Origin of the sequence: Mangrovimonas sp. ST2L15, assembly GCF_001280515.1 — a bacterium.
In the GTDB taxonomy this organism is placed as follows: domain Bacteria; phylum Bacteroidota; class Bacteroidia; order Flavobacteriales; family Flavobacteriaceae; genus Mangrovimonas; species Mangrovimonas futianensis.
Genome location: NZ_LBIQ01000030.1, coordinates 271,974 through 292,189 on the forward strand (window position 1 = coordinate 271,974; position 20,216 = coordinate 292,189).

Sequence of the window (20,216 nt, forward strand, 5' to 3'; positions counted from 1 at the left end):
CTATGGACGCTTTAAAACAAGAATTGAAGGAGAACATTATTGAGCAGTTGAATTTAGAGGATATGTCTCCAGCAGATATCGCAGATGATGATATGCTTTTTGGCGATGGTTTAGGATTGGATTCCATAGACGCTTTGGAATTGATTGTCATGTTAGACAAAAATTATGGTATCAAATTAACTGATCCAAAAGAAGGACGTTCCATCTTTGAGTCCATTAATACTATGGCCACTTATATTTCAGAACACAGAACCAAGTAATTCATTTATGGGGAAAGGTGTTGCTATTACTGGGATGGGAATTATTTCTGCCATTGGTAACAATGTGGAAGAAAATTTTCAATCCTTAATCGATAAAAAAAAGGGCATTGGAAGAGTCAAAAAAATCCAAACGAACCATGTCAATGACATTATGGTAGGAGAAATTGATTTCACCAATGATGATTTTATTGAACAATTGCAATTACCCGCAACTAATAATTATTCGAGAACCGCTTTACTAGGTGTCATAGCCGCGAAAGAGGCTATTAAAAATGCTGGGATTTCTGATATAACTCAGTACAAAACTGGTTTGGTTTCAGCCACCAGTGTTGGTGGTATGGATATGACTGAAAGGTATTTTTATGAGTATTTAGAGAATCCTGAAGTCCAGAAATATATTGATGGTCATCATGCGGGAGATTCTACTCAAAAAATAGCAGAACAACTTGGTATAGATGGCAGTTTGGTTACTACTATTAGTACGGCGTGTTCTTCTGCTGCAAATGCCATAATGTTGGGTGCCCGTTTAATTAAAACAGGCCGTTTGGATCGCGTTGTGGTGGGCGGGTCTGATTGTTTATCAAAATTTACCATCAACGGATTCAAAACGTTGATGATTCTTTCAGACACCTTCAATACACCTTTTGACGAAAATCGTAAAGGCCTGAATTTAGGGGAGGCTGCTGCGTTTTTGGTATTGGAATCTGACAAAGTTGTTCAAGCCGAAAACAAAACCGTCCTTGCCTATGTAAAAGGTTATGGGAATGCCAATGACGCATTTCACCAAACCGCTTCTTCAGACGATGGAGATGGTGCTACCCTAGCCATGGAACAAGCCCTTAAAATAGCGGGTCTACATCCTGAAGATATTGACTACATAAATGCACACGGGACAGCTACTGGCAACAATGACCTTTCAGAAGGAAGAGCCATACTAAGGGTTTTTGGAGATCGTGTTCCCGATTTTAGTTCTACCAAAGCATATACCGGACATACCCTAGCCGCTGCTGGAGGCATTGAAGCAGTATATTCTGTTTTGGCATTACAAAATAATGTGATTTATCCCAATCTCAATTTTGAAACACCCATGAAGGAGTTTGACATTACTCCCGAATTGAGCATTAAACAAAAAGAAATCAAGACAGTACTTTCCAATTCTTTAGGATTTGGAGGGAATTGTTCTACCGTTATATTTTCAAAAGAACCATAATCATGAAGCAAGTATATGTAAATAGTGTTGGTTCTATTTCTACCCAAAAAACCTTTGACGGCAGTTTTTTGGAAGATGTTATTGATCATGAAGATCATGTAATCCATGCCATGGATCCTGTTTATAAGGATTACATCCCACCGGCTGCCGCCAGAAGAATGGCTAAAGGTATCAAAATGGGAATTGTGGCTTCCAAAATAGCCCTTACCGAAGCTGGTATTGATAATGTGGATGCCATTATTACAGGAACAGGAATGGGATGTGTAAGAGATTCTGAGAAATTTGTTAGTGCTATTATTGACAATGACGAACAGTTTTTAACGCCCACACCATTCATTCAATCGACACACAATACCGTTGGCGGTCAAATAGCTTTAGAAATTCAATGTAAAGGCTACAACTTCACTTATGTCCATGCTGCCATTTCATTTGAATCAGCTTTGCTTGATGCTTTGATGCAAATCCAAGAGGAGGAAGCCAATCACATCCTTATAGGAGGAGTCGATGAATTAGGAGATCATACCGTAAAAATCCATCAGGTTATCAATCATATCAAAACTGAAAAAGTAAAATCTTCCCAACTATTAGCTTCTAAAACATCGGGTGCTGTATTTGGTGAAGGTGCTAACTTTTTTGTGCTCTCCAGTGAAAAAGGTGAAACTTCGTATGCTGAAGTTCTCGACACTAAAACATTTAATACCTTAGAAAAAGATCAGCTGCAATCAGAGTTAAATATCTTTCTAAAGGCAAACAACATAGAAGCCAATGACATTGATTTACTAGTTTTAGGAAACAATGGTGATGTTGATTTTGATGATTACTACAATGCACTTGCCCAAGATCTATTCACCCAAACACAACAAGTTTATTTCAAACATTTAAGTGGGGAGTTTAACACCGTATCTTCCTTTGGGTTTTGGCTCGCGTCAAACATTTTAAAACATCAGTCGGTTCCTGAAGTCATAAAATTAAATCATACTCAGACAGTTCAATTTGACAACGTCTTATTGTATAATCAGTATCGTGGGGAAAATCATAGTTTCACTTTACTTAAAAAATGCTAACTTTTAAAACAGTTAATATCATCACTGTTTTATTACTTATAATATTACTTCTTGGTTATGTTTTAAATTGGAATCCATTGTGGTTAATCTTCCCAATAATTACCATTTGGCTTATTCTAACAGCATTGGGATCGGGTTTAATAGGCTGGAATTATCATTTTAAATCTGTCAATTCCAATCCAAATACTCAAAAACACCAAGTTGCTATTACATTTGATGATGGCCCAAACCCAGAATTTACTCCACAGGTGTTAGCCCTTTTAAAAAGCTTTCATGCAAAAGCCACTTTTTTTTGTATTGGAAAAAATATAGATCAGCATCCAGACCTTTTCAAGACAATAATTGAAGACGGTCACACGATAGGAAATCACACCTACTCCCATTCCAATACCTTTGGTTTTTTTGGATTTACTAAGGTATTAACAGAACTTCAAGAGACCAATCAGTCTATTAAAAAACATGGAGGATTGCATTGCAAATTATACCGACCTGCATTTGGTGTAACTAACCCAAACATTAGAAAGGCTGTAAAAGTACTGGGGTTGACTTCCATAGGATGGAATCAACGTTCTTTTGATACTACCAATTTGAGTGATGTAACCATTCTGAAGCGCATAACGAAAAACCTTAAAAAAGGTGATATTATTTTACTTCATGACAGCAGCGCAAAAACCCTTCGTGTTTTGGAACAGTTATTGTTATTTTTACAACAACAAAATTTGGAATCTGTCACTATAGATTCCTTATGTCAATTGGAAGCTTATGCGTAACCTTTACTTTCTTTTCTTTTTCATGATGTTTTCGGTTTATGGCCAAACCAAAATGAGTAGCTCACAAGCTGAAGCATTAAGAAATTTGGTTAAAGAACAAGCTGAAACCACCAAAACAATAAAGAGTGATTTTATTCAATACAAACATTTAGATTTTTTATCAAATGACATAATTACAAAAGGAGAACTGCGCTTCAAGTCGCCAAATTTGGTGAAATGGGCCTATACTGAACCTTTTGAATACGCAGTCATTTTTAAGAATGAAACCTTATTTGTAGATGATGAAGGTAAAAAAAGCCAAGTTGATTTAGGGTCTAATAAAATGTTTAAACAATTAAATCAATTGATCATTAAAAGTGTCAAAGGAGATATGTTTGATAAGCAAGAATTTAATATTGCTTATTATGCGTTGCCTCACGGTAGCGAAGTTCATTTCTCTCCCAAGGATTCCAAACTGCTTGAATACATTAGCAGTTTTCAAATAATTTTCAGTGCCAAAGGAGATGTAGAACAAGTCAAAATGTTAGAGCCCTCTGGGGACTATACCAAAATAGAATTTAAACAAAGGACTCTTAATTCAAGATTGGATGATGCGATTTTTAATCCTTAGTTTATGCCTGCTCACATTAGGATGTGGTTCTTATCCAAAAAAAGCTGACCTTACACCAACCAATCTTCAGGTTAATACAGTTTCTAATTCTTACTTTTCAGATCTTACTAAAGACTATGTCTATAAAGCTCAAATTGAAGTTTACGGCAAAACTTTTGGCGGCTTATTTATTATAAAAAAAATAGGAGAAAACCATCACCGCGTAGCCTTTACAACAGAAATGGGAAACAAGTTATTTGACTTTTCATTTAACGGCGATAACTTCATGGTAAATTACATCATGGATGATTTAAATAAAAAAATGTTTATAAACATCCTAAAAGAAGATTTTTCAGCTTTAATCAAAGAACAGCTGGCTGTTACCGGCTCCTATCAAAAAGGAAATTATACCATTTATAAAACTCATATTTTAAACCAACCTTACTTTTATTTCATTCAAAACGAAGGATTGGAAAAAATTATAAAAACCAAAGGAGGAAAAGAAAAAACCTCCTTTCTGTTTCAAGAAATAAATGATAATATTGCAGACCAAATTACAATCAAGCATCAATCTATCAAACTGATTATTCAGTTAAAATCTATTTAAACCCTATGAAAAAAAACCTATTTATTTTAGCCCTTACTTTGGTCTCATTTACTTCCTTTTCTCAGGTCTCATTTCGACCAGGAGTAAGAATCGGGGCGAATTATTCAAGTATTTCAAACACAAGAACAGATTCCAAAATGGGATTGAATGCAGCCATTTTTGGGGCCCTGAAACTGACCGAATTCTATACCTTACAGCCTGAAATAGTATACAGTAACCAAGGTGCCGAAAGAAATTTTATAGGCGGTATCGAGGATAACTACGACATTCATTATGTATCTGTTGCAGTAGCAAATAAATTTTTCCCAGTTAAAGGATTAGGATTACATCTCATTGCTGGACCAAGTTTAGATTTTAACTTTGATGACAATTGGATTAATCTCATAAATGATGATAGTGATAGTGACATCACCCCATTTGATTTTTCCTTGTTTGCTGGAATAGGTTATGAATTCCCGTTTGGACTAGCCATAGAGGCCCGATACAAACAAGGATTTATTGATCTGGATTTTTGGGATGATAGCTATTATGATTCAAATGGATATTACCATAATGAAGAAAACAATCAACTTAATTCAGTCATTCAATTAGGGGTGGCTTATAAGTTCAACTTTTAAACTCATGCTAATCAAAGACTTTTATACCCTAAATGATTTGACCGTAGTTGAAAACTCAGCTAAGGCCCATATCACTATCAATAAAAACCATGAGGTGTTTAAGGGGCATTTCCCAGGAAATCCAGTGACTCCCGGTGTTTGTATGATGCAAATCATTAAAGAACTTACCGAACAAATTGTTGGTAAATCTCTTTTTATGGAATCTTCAAGTAATGTGAAGTTTATGGCCATCATCAATCCTGAAAAAACTCCAGATTTGGAATTAACCTTGGATATCGTTGAAGAAGACCAGCACTATAAGGTAAAAAACACGACGAAGTTTGGAGAAACTGTGGCATTAAAACTTAGCATGGGATTCAAAACCATTTAAAATGAAATTTCTATACCTTATCATAACTTTATTTGCCTTTACAAATCAATCTTTAGATTTGAAAGAGGTTAGAGATATGTATAGAGATGCTGCACACGACAAATCCAAGGTAGAAGCATTTTATGTTGCCTTGTCTCCAGTAAAAAAGGAAGATGCGGTTACTCTGGTAGCCTATAAGGGAGCTTCCATTGCATTAAAAGCCAGAGGTGCTAAAACCATTAAGGAAAAAAAGGAAGGATTTGTAGAAGGAGCCACTCTCTTGGAATATGCCATACAAAAGGAGCCCAATGCTATTGAACCCCGTTTTATAAGATTAGGGATTCAAGAAAACACACCCAAATTATTGGGTTACAAAGAGGACATAGATAAAGACAAGTTGTTTTTATTGAAACAATATTCAAGTATTTCTTCCATCAACTTGAAAAATCACATTAAAGATTATATCTTACAATCAACTCTTTTTACTCCTGAAGAAAAAGATTTGGTGCGTAATTAAGAACTAAGATTTGTAGCGGGTGAATTCAAATCAAATCACAAAAAAAATAGATCAGTTAAAAGTTTGTGTTGTTATTCCAACTTATAATAACGAACGCACTTTAAAACGTGTTATAGATGGCGTTTTAAACTATACAGAGCAAATCATTATAATCAATGATGGATCTACAGATTCCACTCCATCGTTGTTATCGGACTACCCCAATCTTACGGTTATTCATTTTGAAAAAAACCAAGGTAAAGGGATGGCATTAAGAAAAGGTTTTGAAGTGGCTTTGGAACAAGGTTATGAATTTGCCATTACAATTGATTCTGACGGACAACATTTCCCAAGTGATATTCCCCTTTTCATTAATGAATTGGAACTTAGCAAGAATCGGGATTTATTATTAATTGGCGCCCGTAACATGAGGCAAGAGGGCGTGCCCTCAAAAAGTAGTTTTGGAAACAACTTTTCTAACTTTTGGTTTTGGTTTGAAACGGGTATCAAATTAGATGACACCCAATCTGGATACCGTATGTATCCACTGCACATCATTAAAAATCTAAAGTTTTTTACTACCAAATTTGAGTTTGAAATTGAAGTCATTGTCAAGTCGGCATGGAAAGACGTCGAAGTCAAAAACATTCCCATTCAAATACTTTATGATCATTCTGAAAGAGTATCACACTTCCGTCCATTTAAAGACTTTACTAGAATTAGTATTCTGAATACCTGGCTGGTTTTTTTGACTTTATTTTTTATCAAACCTAGAAATATTTTTAGGAGTCTTAAAAAAAAAGGGGTTAAACGATTTTTTGTTGAAGATTTTTTAGGCAGTTATGATTCTCCCAGAAAAAAGGCATTATCTATTGCCCTAGGGGTTTTTATAGGGTTATCTCCATTTTGGGGATTCCATACCGTTATTGTTATTTTTCTAGCCATTTTTTTCAACTTAAACAAAGCTATCGCCTTTGCATTTTCAAATGTGAGTTTGCCACCATTCATACCCTTTATTTTGTATGCCAGTTCCAAGGTGGGACAATGGGTTTTAAATGTTAATTACCCCTTCACTTTGGATGACCTTGTTAACAATTTTGAAATTGTCAAACATCTAGAAACTTATATCGTCGGAAGCTTTACATTAGCCGCTTTCTCTGCCCTAATTTTGGGTATTTTGGCCTATTTCTTCTTCACTGTTTTTGAAAAAAGGAAAATGGTTTTAAATAATGGCTAAAATCTTCTTCAACATATACCAACAAATCAAAAAAAGGAAGACTCTTAGTTTCGTTGGGATGCTCTTCGCTATTTTAGGTTTGTTCTATGTGTCATTTAATATCCAATTTGAAGAAGACATTACTAAACTAATACCTGTCAATGACAAAAATGAAAATGCGGGAAAAATTTTCAAAACAGTCAATTTTGCTGATAAAATCATTGTCAATATTTCTAAATCGGAATCAGGAACCTTAAATGACCTATCCAAGTATGCCTCACAATTCTTAGACAGTTTATATGCAAAGGCTCCTTCATATGTAGCTTCTGTTCAAGGGAAAGTCGAAGACGAGGAAGTTTTAAATACCCTAAATTTTGTCTATGACAATCTTCCTTTATTCTTAGATGGGCAAGATTATGAGACCATCAAACAAAAACTAGATCTTGACAGTATTGAGCTTATAACTGAAGCTAATTACAAAACGTTGGTTTCTCCATCGGGATTCGTTACCAAAAAACAAATTGTAAAGGATCCTTTGGGACTTGGTTTAATAGGATTAAAAAAGCTCCAAAGTCTATCTTTTGGTGACAAAATTAGTCTTCACGATGGCTTTTTGGTAAGTGAGGATAAAAACCATATTTTACTTTTTATATCCCCCACTTTCCCTTCTAGTGAAACAGGTGAAAATGCCAAGTTTGCTGATCTTTTGTATCAAATAAACAAGCAACTAAATGCAGAATTTAAAGGAAAGGCAAGGTGCGAATATTTTGGAGGCGCCTTGGTAGCCGTCGAAAATGCCAAACAAATTAAACATGATATACAGTTTACGGTAGGTATTGCCATGACCGTTTTGCTGTTGATCTTGATCCTCTTTTACAAAAAGCTTTTTCTCCCTATCATACTTTTTGTTCCTACTCTTTTTGGCGGATTACTCGCCATGACACTTCTGTTTTTTATTAGAGAAAAAATATCAGCCATTTCCTTAGGAATAGGCTCTGTGCTTCTGGGAGTAACCCTGGATTATTCCTTACATGTGCTTACCCACATCAGAGCCAGCAACAACATGAAAGCCTTGTTTGAGGAAATCACCAAACCTATTTTAATGAGCAGCCTAACTACAGCACTGGCTTTTTTATGTTTGTTGTTTTTAGAATCCCAAGCATTACAGGATTTGGGGATATTTGCCGCCACTAGCGTTATTGGCGCTTCCTTCTTTGCTTTGGTTTTCATCCCACAAGCCTATAAAGATTCTATAAAACTAACTAATAGGAAGAGTTTAATTGACCGCTTTGCTGAAATTCCATTTCACCAGAAAAAGGTCATGTTTGTGATTTTAGGAGGACTCATACTTATAAGTCTATTCAAGTTCCATCATGTCTCTTTCAATAAAGATATTACCAAGTTAAATTATGAGCCCCCAAAGTTAATGGAAGCTCAAAACCGCTTGGAACAGATCACAAATATTGGATCAAAATCAGTTTATGTAGCGGCATTTAACACAGAACTGCAAAAGGCACTGCAAACGAATGATTCCGTTTACTCAATGCTTAAAAAACTGGAGTCCAACAAGGAAATCACTGATTTCAGTTCCATTGGAGGTTTAGTCAAGTCGATGAAAATCCAAAATGAACGCATTGCTGAATGGCAATCGTTTTGGGATGAATCCACCAAAAATGACTTGAAAAAGAATCTCATTTTAAGTGGAGAGAAGTTTGGCTTTAAGCCCAAAACACATCAGGATTTTTATAATCTATTGAACAAGGAATTCAATTCACTTTCGGTAGAAAGTTACCAAGCCATCAAAGCCATCCAAATTGAAGACTACGTGTCTACCAAAGACGGTTTTTCTACAGTCACATCTTTGATGAAACTTGACTCAAATGAAGTCAAAAACATCCATGAAAAGTTTGATTCCAATCCACATATATTTTTGATTGATCGACAAGGAATGAATGAGACATTCTTAGGGAATTTGAAAAATGACTTTAACGATTTGGTTCTTTATTCTCTATTGGCTGTTTTGTTCATATTATTTGCCTTTTATAGAAGCTTTTCATTAACATTAGTTACCTGTATACCCATTGGTTTAACTTGGTTCTTCACCATTGGTTTAATGGGGCTCTTTGGGATTGAGTTTAATATTTTTAACATCATTATATCCACATTTATATTCGGATTGGGCATAGATTACAGCATTTTTATTACCAATGGCTTGTTGCACGAATACCGAACTGGAGAAGCGGTTTTATCGACCCACAAAACCTCAATCATCCTGTCGGTAATCACTACCATTCTTGGAGTTGGGGTGATGATTTTCGCCAAACATCCGGCACTATATACCATTTCCCTTGTGTCCATAATTGGCATTTTATCAGCCATGGTGAATGCGTTTACAGTGCAACCCTTGTTATTTAAACTGTTTATTGGAAGCAATAAAAAGCGACCCATCAGTTTTAGATACTTGGTTTTTGCCATTATTTCATTCTCTTATTATGGTTTGGGAACTGTTTTAATTCCGATAATTGGAACCTTATTTGTAAAAATACTGCCCATAAGCCGAAAAAAAAGCATGCCGTGGTTTCATAAATTGGCCTCCAAGTTTATGACTTCGGTATTATACTCCAATCCTTTTGTCAAGAAAAAAGTTATTAATAAGGTAGGTGAAACATTTGAAAAACCCGCCATAATTATTTCAAACCACACGTCTTTCTTAGACACACTTGCCTTAGAAATGCTTTACCCAAAAATCATTTTTTTGGTGAACGATTGGGTATACAAGTCTCCCATTTTTGGATATGCCATGAAATTTACGGGTTACTACCCGGTAAGTGAAGGAATTGACAAAGGGATGGGTCATTTAAAAGAAAAAATAGAACAAGGCTATTCCATAGTGGTTTTCCCTGAAGGCACCAGATCTTACACGCACAAGATGAAACGCTTTCACAAAGGCGCTTTTCACTTGGCAGAAGAGTTTCAATTGGATATCCTTCCAGTTCTAATCCATGGAAATTCTGAGGTAATCCCTAAAGGTAGTTTTGTCATCAGGGACGGCAGTATTACCTTAAAAGTATTGGAACGTATTTCACCTCAGGACGCTTCTTTTGGCACAACAACCCGAGAAAAAACGAAACAAATAAGCGCTCATTTTAAAAACGAATTTTTCAATTTCAGAAGAGAAATTGAAGACGGTCGTTATTTTCATCGCCTACTTTTGGAGGAATATCGTTATAAAGGTGATACACTTTACCAAACAGTAAAAAAAGATATTTTCAATAATGAAGATACGTACCACCAAATTCTTTATGATCTGACTGAATATACTCAAGTTGCTCATTTATCTCAAGGTTTTGGCGCTTTTGATTTCTTAATGGCTCTGGATAAACCGGAGAGGAAAATCAATGTTTTCATTAAAAATTTAGACATAAGAACTATTTTAAAAAATAGTTTCTTAACCAACAGTCCTCATTACAATCTACATTTTAATGAAACAATTTCTTCAACAATCCATGATCAAATTGAAGTAGTCGTCATAGACGCTGCCTTTAATTTTGATATTTTCACTTTAAATTCCCTGCCAAAACTTAAAAAAGTTGTGCTGATTAAAGATGGTATATCCCTAAAAAACAAACTTTTGGAAAATTACCAACTAACCCCCACGATTGAAAACGAAAAACTTATTATCTTAAAGCTTCAAAAAAAATAATATGCAAAACCATTACGATGTTGTCATTGTAGGAAGTGGTCTGGGAGGTTTGGTCTCAGCCATTATTCTTGCTAAAGAAGGCTATAGCGTATGTGTTTTAGAAAAAAACCAGCAATTTGGAGGAAACCTTCAAACCTTCACCAGAAATAAAACCATATTTGATACAGGTGTCCATTATTTAGGAGGACTTAGTGAAGGACAAAATCTTTTTAAATATTTTAATTATCTAGGAATAGCACATGACCTCAACCTAAAAAAGATGGATGAGTTGGCCTATGATAGGATTACTTTTGGGAATGACCCACAATGGTACCCTCATGCCCAAAGCTATGCCAAGTTTGAAGAGGAACTTATTAAGAAATTCCCAACGGAGTCTGAAGCCATAATGGCTTATTCCAAAAAAATGAAAGAAACTTGTTCCAAGTTTCCTCTTTATTCTCTTCAGAAGGGATCTCCTTATGATTTGAGTGTGTTTCAAGAGTCTACTTGGGAAGTCGTGAATGCACTCACTCAAAATAAAAAGTTACAAGCGGTTTTAATGGGGTCTAACTACCTTTATGCCGGTTTGAAATCCACACCTTTTTATGTTCATGCCCTTTCAGTCAACTCCTATATTGAAAGTTCATACAGATGTATTAATGGAGGCAGTCAAATCACCAAATTATTGATAAGAAAATTGAAGCGTTTGGGGGGTGTTGCCTTAAAGCATCAAGAGGTAGTAAAAATGGATCTCAAGGATGATAAAATATCAAAGGTTTCCTGTTTAAATGGTACCGAATTTACTGCCAATTGGGTTATTTCAAATATCGAGCCTCAAACAACATTAAACATGTTTGGTGAAAGTCCGTTAAAAAAACCATACATCAATAGGATCAAAAACATTAAAAAAACCGTAGCGGCTTTTAGTCTCTATATTGTATTTAAACCCGATACCTTCAAATATTTCAATCACAATATTTACCATTTCAAAACTCCAGAAAAAGTATGGACCTCTCAAGACTACGACATCCAAAATTGGCCTGAAAGTTATATGGTATCCCTAGGAGTGAAAAAAAACATGGATGACTATGCCGAAAACATGACAATCATGTCCTACATGAGATATGAAGAGGTGCTTCCTTGGGCCCATACGTTTCATACGGTTAAATACAAAAACAAACGGGGCCAAACCTATGAGGAATTCAAAGCTGAAAAAACAGAACAAATCCTGCTTGAATTGGAAAAACAATTTCCAGCCATACGCTCTTGTATTTTAGAGACCTACACCTCTACCCCTTTATCTTACAGAGATTATATAGGAAGCCTTGGAGGGTCTATGTACGGCTTTTTAAAAGATGCCGAAAAGCCTATGCAAGCTATCCTTTCGCCTAAAACCAAAATAGACAATCTCTTGTTTACAGGACAAAGTCTCAACATGCATGGAATTCTTGGAGTAACAATAGGAGCCGTCTTAACCTGTTCAGAAATATTAGGAAAAGCCTATTTGGTAGATGCCATCAATGAAGCAAATCAAACTCAAGAAATAACCTAACCTATGGAAAGGATTCAAACCAAACCAATTGAGAGAGTAAAAGACATTTCAAAAGAAGCGTTTATTGAAAGGTACTATAAACCTCAAAAACCTGTTTTAATTGAAGGTTTGACAAAAGAATGGCCGGCCTACAAAAAATGGAATTTGGATTATATCCAAAGTCTAGCTGGAGATCAAGAAGTGCCTCTTTACAATAATGAACCCACCAAAGGAAAACAATATTCTGCAGAACCTGTTATGAAAATGAAACTCTATGATTACATAGAGATTTTAAAAACGAAACCCACCGACCTGAGGATTTTTTTCTATAATATTCTAGATAACATGCCAAAACTGATTTCGGATTTTGAATACCCCGATATCGGTCTAAAATTTTTCAAAAGATTGCCTGCTATGTTCTTCGGAAGTGAAGGTTCAAAAGTACTTCCGCATTATGATATGGACTTATCCGATTTGGTTCATTTTCATTTTCACGGAAAAAAAAGTGTTATGCTATTTGCTCCAGATCAAACTCAATACCTTTATAGAATTCCCTTTTCTGTACACAATTTAGAAGAAATAGATTTAGACAATCCCGATTTTGAAACCTACCCTGCCTTAAAGAAATTACAAGGTTATGAAGTAGTCATGAATCATGGTGATGCTTTGTATATGCCCAGTGGTTATTGGCATTATATTAAATACCTCAATGGTGGTTTTTCCATGACTCTTAGAGCTTTCACCAAGAAACCAAAGACCTTTGCTAAAATGTTATATAATGTTTTTTTTATGCGGCATTTTGAAAACGGTATGCGTAAATTGCGTGGTCAGAAATGGATTGATTATAAAAACGAAATCACCATCAAAAACACCCATAAGAATCTCAGTGAATAACGCCCAAACTTCTATCATAAAATCCTTGGCTCCTTCTTGGCTTATTATTGGTCTTTTGGTTATCAATCTTTGGTCTTGTGGTGTTTCTAAGTCCATTAAAGATATACCTGAGGTAAGTAATTACAATCATAACATTGCCGAAAGAACCCAAGTCAATGATTCCACCTTTGTGCTGGATTCAAGCCATCTTACCAAAAACGAACAAGGGCAATGGGAACTTATGGTTTCTGGCGATCCTCTCGAAATCGGAATGAAAACTGGACTTTTGACCCAGGAACTCTTTGTGAAACAAGAAGCTGCCTTCTTGGGTAAGGTGGAGGATATGGTCCCATCGAAATTCAAACAGAAACTACTTAGAAAAATATTAGCCTGGTACAACCGAAAAATGTACCTACACATTCCTGAAGAATACAAAGCAGAAATCTACGGGTTATCAAAATATGCTGGTGATAAATACGACTATGTTGCCGATGATTATCTTCGCATTCTTTACTTTCATGGCGCCCATGATATTGGACATGCTTTTCAAGACTTGGCTTTGGTCGGTTGTTCTTCCTTTGCTGCCTGGGGAAACAAAACGGAAGATGGCAGCTTGCTTGTTGCCAGAAACTTTGATTTCTATGCTGGTGATGACTTTTCAAAAAATAAAATCATCGCTTTTGTTGAACCCCAAGATGGTTACCCATTCATGTCTGTTACTTGGCCGGGAATGATAGGTGTTGTTTCAGGAATGAACACCCAGGGACTTACAGTTACCATCAATGCTGGCAAATCAAAAATACCTTGGGCCGCAAAAACGCCTATTTCCTTAGTGACAAGAGAAATTTTGCAATATGCCTCAAATATTGAAGAAGCCGTCGCCATAGCCAAGAAACGCCAGGTATTTGTTTCAGAATCTATTTTTGTGGGAAGTGCAAATGATAAGAGGGCTGTAACCATCGAGGTGTCTCCAAAGAACTTTGGTGTTTATGAAGTTATAAACTCCAATGAATTGATTTGCTCCAACCACTTCCAGAGTGATGCTTACAAAGATGATGAGAGAAATTTAAAGCATATAGCCGAAAGTCATTCCCAATACCGCTATGAGCGTATGGCGGAACTGCTAAACCAAACTGAAAAACTTACTCCTAAGAAAGCCATTGACATTTTGAGAAATAAAGAAGGTCTTCATGACGAGGCTATAGGTTATGGCAACGAAAAAGCCTTAAATCAATTACTAGCCCATCACGGTATTGTTTTCAAACCAGAGCAGGGATTGGTTTGGGTTTCTTCCAATCCTTACCAGTTAGGAGCATTTGTAGCCTATGACTTGAATAAAATTTTTGACAGTTCCATCAACGCTTCACCCGAAATCTCATTACAGGAAACACGGTTAACCATTGAAAAAGACCCATTCCTTTATACCGAGGCTTATAAAAATTATGAAACTTATCGTATTGATAGTCGGAAGATAGTTCAAGCTATAGAGGAAGATACCTCCTTGGAAACAGCATTTCTAAACCATTTTAAAGCGCTAAACCCAAACTTCTGGCAAGTTCATTATTTAGTTGGTAAATATTACTACGAAAAAGGAGAATACAATGAGGCTTTGCTTAATTTTGAAAAAGCACTGACCAAAGAAATTACTACGATACCGAGTAAACAAGAGGTCGAAAATTATATTAAAAAAACACATCGGAAATTAGACGAATGATTCCTGAAATAGAAAAAGCATCCGTACAAAATATAAAGGCTTTCCAAGAAGCCAAACTGCAAGAATTATTACCGTATTTAAAGGAACATTCCACCTATTACCAACGGCTGTTTGCAGGTCAAAATATTGATATAGAGCAAATCAAAACTTTAGAAGATTTAGCTAAAATTCCAGTGACCTCCAAGGATGACCTTCAAAAATATAATGACGATTTTCTTTGTGTACCCAAAAACAAAATCATTGATTATGTAACGACCTCTGGCACTTTAGGGGATCCGGTAACTTTTGCTCTAACCGATAAAGACCTTGATCGTTTGGCCTATAATGAGGCTATTTCATTTGCCTGTGCTGGTGTAACTGGCGAAGATGTGCTACAACTGATGACCACCATAGACCGCCGATTTATGGCGGGGTTGGCCTATTTTTTGGGGGTAAGGAAATTGGGAGGAGGGATCATTAGAGTTGGTGCTGGTATACCAGAATTGCAATGGGATTCTATTCTAAAATTCCGACCAACCTATTTAATTGTCGTTCCTTCTTTCCTTCTTAAATTGATAGAATATGCTAAGTCACATGATATTAATTTAGAAGAATCTGGTGTTAAAGGTGCTATCTGCATTGGTGAATCCTTGAGGAATCAAGATTTCACCTTAAATACTTTAGCTGAAAAAATCACCTCTCAGTGGGACATTCAATTATTCTCTACCTATGCGTCGACAGAGATGAATACCGCCTTTACCGAATGTGAATTTCAAAAAGGGGGACATCATCATCCGGAATTAATTATAGCAGAAATACTCGATGACCACAACCTCCCCGTACCTTCTGGAAAAGTGGGCGAATTGACTATTACCACCTTGGGTGTTGAGGGCATGCCCCTATTAAGATTTAAAACGGGAGATATGGTTACAGCCCATGAAGAACCCTGTGAGTGTGGTCGTCATACCAAGAGATTGGGGCCTGTGGTGGGGAGAAAAAAGCAAATGATTAAATACAAAGGGACTACCTTATACCCTCCAGCCATGGAGAATATATTGAATGATTTTAATGAGGTAGAATGTTATGTTATAGAAATTTATCATAATAATATTGGCACTGATGAAATCTGTATAAAAATTGCGAGTCATAACAAATCAGATAAATTCATGCATAACATCAAGGATCATTTCAGGGCCAAATTAAGGGTTACTCCTAAAATAGAATTCCATGACAAAAAGGAAATTGAAGCCATACGCTTTCCTTCGATGAGCCGAAAGCCCATTCTTGTTATAGACAAAAGAAAATAGCATGCCTTTTTAGTCTAGGTATAGGAGCTGCTGGTACAAATTTTCAATTATTTGATTACCTTGTCATTTCATTTTGATCTATGAAGTTACCACAGCACAGAATTACCCTCAAAGTCATTATTGGCTACATTATTTTAGGTATCCTCGCAGTCATTTCGGGTTATTTGGTATTATCTGAAATCAAAACTTTTACCCAATTCCAAAACCAAGATATTTCTGATCGCAACAAGATCATTAAAACAGGTGGATTAATTGCCGATATTTATGAAAATGAAAGTTTGGCTCGGGCTGCTATTCAACTAAGTTCTTCTGAAAAGTTTGATGTTTATGTTGAGGAAAACGAAGCATTACTTAAAAAAATAGATTCCCTTAACTTCATGGTAGATAATGACTATCAAAAGTTCATTTTGGATAGTATTAAGGTTGTTTTTAATAAAAAACTTCAAAACATTACAGACCTTAAGGAGTTGAAACTAAATGACAATTCAGATCGTTCAATCGAACAGGCTATCAAGAAGTTAGGCTCTATTGAATCTATTTTAGGAAAAATCACGGTAGAAGACTTTGTAGAAAACCCAAATGCCTTAGATAGGAAGACTAAAACAAATCTTCAAGAATATGTAGACCTCATCAATAAATACAACCCGCAAGATTCTATAAACACTATAAGCCAGAAGGAAATTGATTCCATAGTGACCATTTCCAAAAGTATGCTTAGGGATTTACAACGTGACAATACCAGACAAAGAGCCTCCCTCTTGGAAACAGAACGAGAATTGATAGAAAACGACCTTACTACTTCCCGTAAATTAAGGGAGCTCTTAAAAGCATTGGAAAGTGATATCATTCTTTATTCAAACAATCTAAATAAGAAACGGGCACAAACCTTAAATCATAGCCGACAAATTATCATTATAGCATCTGTTATCAGTTTTATATTGATAGTTATTTTTTCCTTTATCATTTTAAATGACTTTTGGAAAAGTCAGGAATACAGAAAACAATTGGAAGCTGCCAATAAAACCACGTCTTCCCTTTTAAAGAGTCGCGAGCAATTAATTTCTATGGTAAGTCATGACTTAAGAACGCCGTTAAGTACTGTGACGGGCTACAGTGAATTGCTTCAAAAAAATACCACTTCAGTTAAAGAAAAAAATTATCTAGAGCATATTAGGAATGCTTCATCCTACATGGGACAATTGGTGGAGGATCTTTTGGAGTTTTCAAAACTGGAAGATGGGAAAATAGCTATCGAATCAGTACCATTCAATATAAGACAGAATATCGATGACATTGCTCAAGGTGCGCAAAACATTTATAAAAACAAGCCCGTAGAACTCATAGTAGAACATGACAAACAAATATCATGGCCTATTGTTAGCGATCCCTTTCGAATCAAACAAATCCTCTACAACCTGATGGTAAACGCCTATAAATTTACCAAAACGGGCAGTATAAAGGTTAGAAGCACTTTAGAATCTGAAAGATCTCATGACTTTTTAAAAATTTCCGTAAGTGATACAGGAATTGGTATTAGCAAAGACCAACAAGAAACTATATTTAAGGCCTTTACGCAAGCCGATTCCAGTGAGGAGACTAAGCAAAATGGGTTTGGTTTAGGCTTGACTATTTCCAAAAAATTAGCGGAATTGCTGGGAGGCACCTTGACCCTTGAAAGTGATTTGGGCGTAGGCAGTACTTTTACCCTAAGAATTCCTGTTACTTTTTCAAAACAGCAAATAGTATTGGACACTCAGGCTCCTTTGGAAAACCAATGGAATCTTACCGCTTTGATTATTGAAGATGATCCCTCCTTAAGACAATTACTGAATGAATTGTTAGTCCAATATGGTGTGAAGCCCCATTTATATTCCAATGGGCAAGCGGCCTTAGAACAATTGCACGGACTGACGTATGATTTTGTTCTAACGGATATACAGTTGCCAAAAATGAACGGCATTCAATTTATGGAGCGTCTAAAACAGGAGTCAACCTATAGTAACCAACCCATTTTTGCCATGACAGGTCGGGCAAATCTTTCCGTAGAAGATTACAAAGAAAGTGGCTTTTCTGAAGTATTGATCAAACCCTTTCACCCAAATGAGCTACAGAAATTATTGACTCAGTATTTTAAGAATCGTTCTTTTGAGACCAAAATAAACACATCTTCTGTTGAATCATCAGAACCTGAAGGATTCAGCGTAAAATCTTTGGGATCTTTTATGAATCATGATCCCGAGGCCATAAAAAATACGCTTCGTTTGTTTTCTGAAGACAACGAACAAAACTATCTCCATTTGATGCAAGCTTTTCAGAATAAAAATATTGAGGCAATCAACCAAGTAAGCCATAAAATGTTGAGCATGTATCGACAACTGGAGGTGGAGCAGGTATTACCGTATCTCGAAAAATTTGAAACGGCATCAACCATTTCCGAAGAAGAATTTGATGCATTTCAAGATAATATGGAAGTATTTTTAGCCTCTTTAAAATTGTATCTCGGCTAAGACAAATTGTACTCCTTTAATTTGTTATAAAGCGTTTTTCTAGTGATGTTAAGCAATTTAGCTGCTTGGGTCTTATTGTTTCCTACCTCTTTTAGTGCACTCACTATTAATTCCTTTTCATTTTCTTTGGTCGAAAAAGTTTTAGGAGGAATTTGGCTGGGTTGCTCTTTTCCAAATTCTTCAGGAAGCGAATGTTTTTCAATCACCTGATCCTGAGTCAAAAGAACAGCTCTCTTTATGACATTGGACAACTCACGCAGATTTCCAGGCCAAGAATATTGCTGAAACAAGGTCATCACCTCTTTTGAGAACCCTACTATCGACTTATTCAATTGTTCATTGGCCATATCAAGGAAAAAGTCTGCAAACAGCACGAAATCATCCATACGATCCTTCAAGCTTGGAACTTTGATAGAAAATTCATTAAGCCTATGAAACAAATCTTCCCTAAAGTCTCCATTCCCAACCGCTTCAAATAAATTCTCGTTGGTAGCTGTAATGAGTCGGATATCCACTTTTATTTCTTCATTACTACCTATTGGCTTGACCTTTCTTTCCTGTAGTGCTCGAAGCAATTGAATTTGATTATCATAACTTAAATTCCCTACCTCGTCTAAAAAAAGTGTTCCACCATTGGCTGCCTCAAAGTGTCCCGTTTTATCACTTATGGCTCCAGTAAAAGAACCTTTCTTATGACCAAAGAACTCACTAGATGCCAGCTCTTTGGGAATAGCACCACAGTCTACTGCAACAAAAGGTTGGTTCTTTCTATTACTTTGGTTATGGATCATTCTAGCAACAACCTCCTTCCCCGTTCCACTCTCTCCGCTTATTAGAACAGTCATATTTGTTGGTGCTACCAGTCCAATGTAATCATTCAGTGTTTTTGATGCTCCACTGATTCCAGCAACAGTATCCGGATTTGATTTATTCTCGGATAAGTTATTTTCTAGGATTTCTATTTCTTCTGGTAATTGATCTTCCAAGGCATTATGAATAACTTCTAAAACTTCATCTGGATTGAAAGGTTTGGAGATATAATCAAAAGCTCCCTGTTTCATAGCTTGAACAGCGGTAGAAACTTCAGCGTAGCTAGTCATCAACACGACAGGCACTTGGTAATAATGTGTTTTAATTTTCTTCAGCAATGAAATTCCATCGCCATCGGGCAACCTCAAATCTGTAAAAACCAAATCGTAGGATTCAGATTTTAGCTTCAAAACAGCCTTTTCCATATTAAAGGCCACTTGAACCTTATAGTCATGGCGCTCTAAGAACTGTTTAAGCATCTCAGAAAATGTGATGTCATCTTCTACCAACAATATGGATTTCATACAAGTAATCTCCTTTTTTACAAAAGTATTAAGGAAGCTTCACCAATTCCTTTAAAAAAAACATAAAAAAAGGGACGTCTTTACTAAAACGCCCCTTTAACAAGAAAAAAT

17 protein-coding genes are annotated in these 20,216 nt (G+C 35.9%); 16 read left to right on the top strand and 1 reads right to left on the bottom strand.

Annotated features, from left to right (window positions below):
* Positions 1-2 precede the first annotated feature (2 nt).
* From ZA07_RS05075 to ZA07_RS05150, 16 genes are all read left to right on the top strand, one after another.
* Complete coding sequence (locus tag ZA07_RS05075; protein ID WP_053970645.1) at positions 3-260, top strand: phosphopantetheine-binding protein; 258 nt, start codon at positions 3-5, stop codon at positions 258-260.
* Between the two features lie 7 nt (positions 261-267).
* Positions 268-1,470: a beta-ketoacyl-[acyl-carrier-protein] synthase family protein gene (locus tag ZA07_RS05080; protein WP_053970646.1), complete on the top strand. Its 1,203-nt coding sequence runs from the start codon at positions 268-270 to the stop codon at positions 1,468-1,470.
* A gap of 2 nt (positions 1,471-1,472) precedes the next feature.
* Positions 1,473-2,534: a beta-ketoacyl synthase N-terminal-like domain-containing protein gene (locus ZA07_RS05085; RefSeq protein WP_053970647.1), complete on the top strand. Its 1,062-nt coding sequence runs from the start codon at positions 1,473-1,475 to the stop codon at positions 2,532-2,534.
* Positions 2,528-3,304, top strand: a complete 777-nt coding sequence (locus tag ZA07_RS05090) for a polysaccharide deacetylase family protein (protein ID WP_053970648.1) — start codon at positions 2,528-2,530, stop codon at positions 3,302-3,304. Before ZA07_RS05085 ends, ZA07_RS05090 begins: the two co-directional genes overlap by 7 nt.
* Positions 3,297-3,914 carry an outer membrane lipoprotein carrier protein LolA gene (locus tag ZA07_RS05095; RefSeq protein WP_053970649.1) on the top strand — a complete coding sequence of 206 codons (618 nt, stop codon included), beginning with the start codon at positions 3,297-3,299 and terminating at the stop codon, positions 3,912-3,914. The genes ZA07_RS05090 and ZA07_RS05095 overlap by 8 nt, the downstream gene beginning before the upstream one ends.
* Positions 3,892-4,500 (top strand): hypothetical protein, encoded by a 609-nt coding sequence (locus ZA07_RS05100; RefSeq protein WP_231628631.1) that lies wholly within the window; start codon positions 3,892-3,894, stop codon positions 4,498-4,500. The genes ZA07_RS05095 and ZA07_RS05100 overlap by 23 nt, the downstream gene beginning before the upstream one ends.
* Before the next feature lie 5 nt (positions 4,501-4,505).
* Positions 4,506-5,117 carry a porin family protein gene (locus ZA07_RS05105; protein WP_053970651.1) on the top strand — a complete coding sequence of 204 codons (612 nt, stop codon included), beginning with the start codon at positions 4,506-4,508 and terminating at the stop codon, positions 5,115-5,117.
* Between the two features lie 4 nt (positions 5,118-5,121).
* Positions 5,122-5,487, top strand: coding sequence for a 3-hydroxyacyl-ACP dehydratase (locus tag ZA07_RS05110; protein WP_053970652.1), 366 nt, complete (start codon positions 5,122-5,124; stop codon positions 5,485-5,487).
* A 1-nt stretch (position 5,488) separates the two neighbouring features.
* Positions 5,489-5,983: a hypothetical protein gene (locus tag ZA07_RS05115; protein ID WP_053970653.1), complete on the top strand. Its 495-nt coding sequence runs from the start codon at positions 5,489-5,491 to the stop codon at positions 5,981-5,983.
* A 19-nt stretch (positions 5,984-6,002) separates the two neighbouring features.
* A complete protein-coding gene (locus ZA07_RS05120; RefSeq protein WP_053970654.1) occupies positions 6,003-7,199 on the top strand; it encodes a DUF2062 domain-containing protein in 1,197 nt (398 codons plus the stop codon).
* A complete protein-coding gene (locus tag ZA07_RS05125) occupies positions 7,192-10,881 on the top strand; it encodes a 1-acyl-sn-glycerol-3-phosphate acyltransferase (protein ID WP_053970655.1) in 3,690 nt (1,229 codons plus the stop codon). Before ZA07_RS05120 ends, ZA07_RS05125 begins: the two co-directional genes overlap by 8 nt.
* Position 10,882: 1 nt before the next feature.
* Positions 10,883-12,412, top strand: coding sequence for an NAD(P)/FAD-dependent oxidoreductase (locus tag ZA07_RS05130; RefSeq protein WP_053970656.1), 1,530 nt, complete (start codon positions 10,883-10,885; stop codon positions 12,410-12,412).
* 3 nt (positions 12,413-12,415) lie between these two features.
* Positions 12,416-13,285 carry a cupin-like domain-containing protein gene (locus tag ZA07_RS05135; protein ID WP_053970657.1) on the top strand — a complete coding sequence of 290 codons (870 nt, stop codon included), beginning with the start codon at positions 12,416-12,418 and terminating at the stop codon, positions 13,283-13,285.
* Complete coding sequence (locus ZA07_RS05140; protein ID WP_231628632.1) at positions 13,278-14,978, top strand: C45 family autoproteolytic acyltransferase/hydolase; 1,701 nt, start codon at positions 13,278-13,280, stop codon at positions 14,976-14,978. The genes ZA07_RS05135 and ZA07_RS05140 overlap by 8 nt, the downstream gene beginning before the upstream one ends.
* Complete coding sequence (locus ZA07_RS05145; protein ID WP_053970658.1) at positions 14,975-16,264, top strand: phenylacetate--CoA ligase family protein; 1,290 nt, start codon at positions 14,975-14,977, stop codon at positions 16,262-16,264. The genes ZA07_RS05140 and ZA07_RS05145 overlap by 4 nt, the downstream gene beginning before the upstream one ends.
* 80 nt (positions 16,265-16,344) lie before the next feature.
* Positions 16,345-18,771 (top strand): ATP-binding protein, encoded by a 2,427-nt coding sequence (locus tag ZA07_RS05150; RefSeq protein WP_053970659.1) that lies wholly within the window; start codon positions 16,345-16,347, stop codon positions 18,769-18,771.
* Here the strand turns inward: ZA07_RS05150 and ZA07_RS05155 are convergent.
* The gene (locus ZA07_RS05155; RefSeq protein ID WP_053970660.1) at positions 18,768-20,105 is read right to left on the bottom strand and encodes a sigma-54 dependent transcriptional regulator; all 1,338 of its coding nucleotides are present in this window, start codon (positions 20,103-20,105) and stop codon (positions 18,768-18,770) included. The genes ZA07_RS05150 and ZA07_RS05155 overlap by 4 nt on opposite strands.
* Positions 20,106-20,216: the final 111 nt, after the last annotated feature.

What these genes read in the sequence shown, in the direction of transcription:
- ZA07_RS05135 (WP_053970657.1), top strand. Translation starts at nt 12,416, where the DNA reads ATGGAAAGGATTCAAACCAAACCAATTGAGAGAGTAAAAGACATTTCA.
- ZA07_RS05095 (WP_053970649.1), top strand. Translation starts at nt 3,297, where the DNA reads ATGCGTAACCTTTACTTTCTTTTCTTTTTCATGATGTTTTCGGTTTAT.
- ZA07_RS05145 (WP_053970658.1), top strand. Translation starts at nt 14,975, where the DNA reads ATGATTCCTGAAATAGAAAAAGCATCCGTACAAAATATAAAGGCTTTC.
- ZA07_RS05150 (WP_053970659.1), top strand. Translation starts at nt 16,345, where the DNA reads ATGAAGTTACCACAGCACAGAATTACCCTCAAAGTCATTATTGGCTAC.
- ZA07_RS05080 (WP_053970646.1), top strand. Translation starts at nt 268, where the DNA reads ATGGGGAAAGGTGTTGCTATTACTGGGATGGGAATTATTTCTGCCATT.
- ZA07_RS05100 (WP_231628631.1), top strand. Translation starts at nt 3,892, where the DNA reads ATGATGCGATTTTTAATCCTTAGTTTATGCCTGCTCACATTAGGATGT.
- ZA07_RS05105 (WP_053970651.1), top strand. Translation starts at nt 4,506, where the DNA reads ATGAAAAAAAACCTATTTATTTTAGCCCTTACTTTGGTCTCATTTACT.
- ZA07_RS05155 (WP_053970660.1), bottom strand. Translation starts at nt 20,105, where the DNA reads ATGAAATCCATATTGTTGGTAGAAGATGACATCACATTTTCTGAGATG.
- ZA07_RS05115 (WP_053970653.1), top strand. Translation starts at nt 5,489, where the DNA reads ATGAAATTTCTATACCTTATCATAACTTTATTTGCCTTTACAAATCAA.
- ZA07_RS05085 (WP_053970647.1), top strand. Translation starts at nt 1,473, where the DNA reads ATGAAGCAAGTATATGTAAATAGTGTTGGTTCTATTTCTACCCAAAAA.
- ZA07_RS05090 (WP_053970648.1), top strand. Translation starts at nt 2,528, where the DNA reads ATGCTAACTTTTAAAACAGTTAATATCATCACTGTTTTATTACTTATA.
- ZA07_RS05075 (WP_053970645.1), top strand. Translation starts at nt 3, where the DNA reads ATGGACGCTTTAAAACAAGAATTGAAGGAGAACATTATTGAGCAGTTG.
- ZA07_RS05125 (WP_053970655.1), top strand. Translation starts at nt 7,192, where the DNA reads ATGGCTAAAATCTTCTTCAACATATACCAACAAATCAAAAAAAGGAAG.
- ZA07_RS05110 (WP_053970652.1), top strand. Translation starts at nt 5,122, where the DNA reads ATGCTAATCAAAGACTTTTATACCCTAAATGATTTGACCGTAGTTGAA.
- ZA07_RS05130 (WP_053970656.1), top strand. Translation starts at nt 10,883, where the DNA reads ATGCAAAACCATTACGATGTTGTCATTGTAGGAAGTGGTCTGGGAGGT.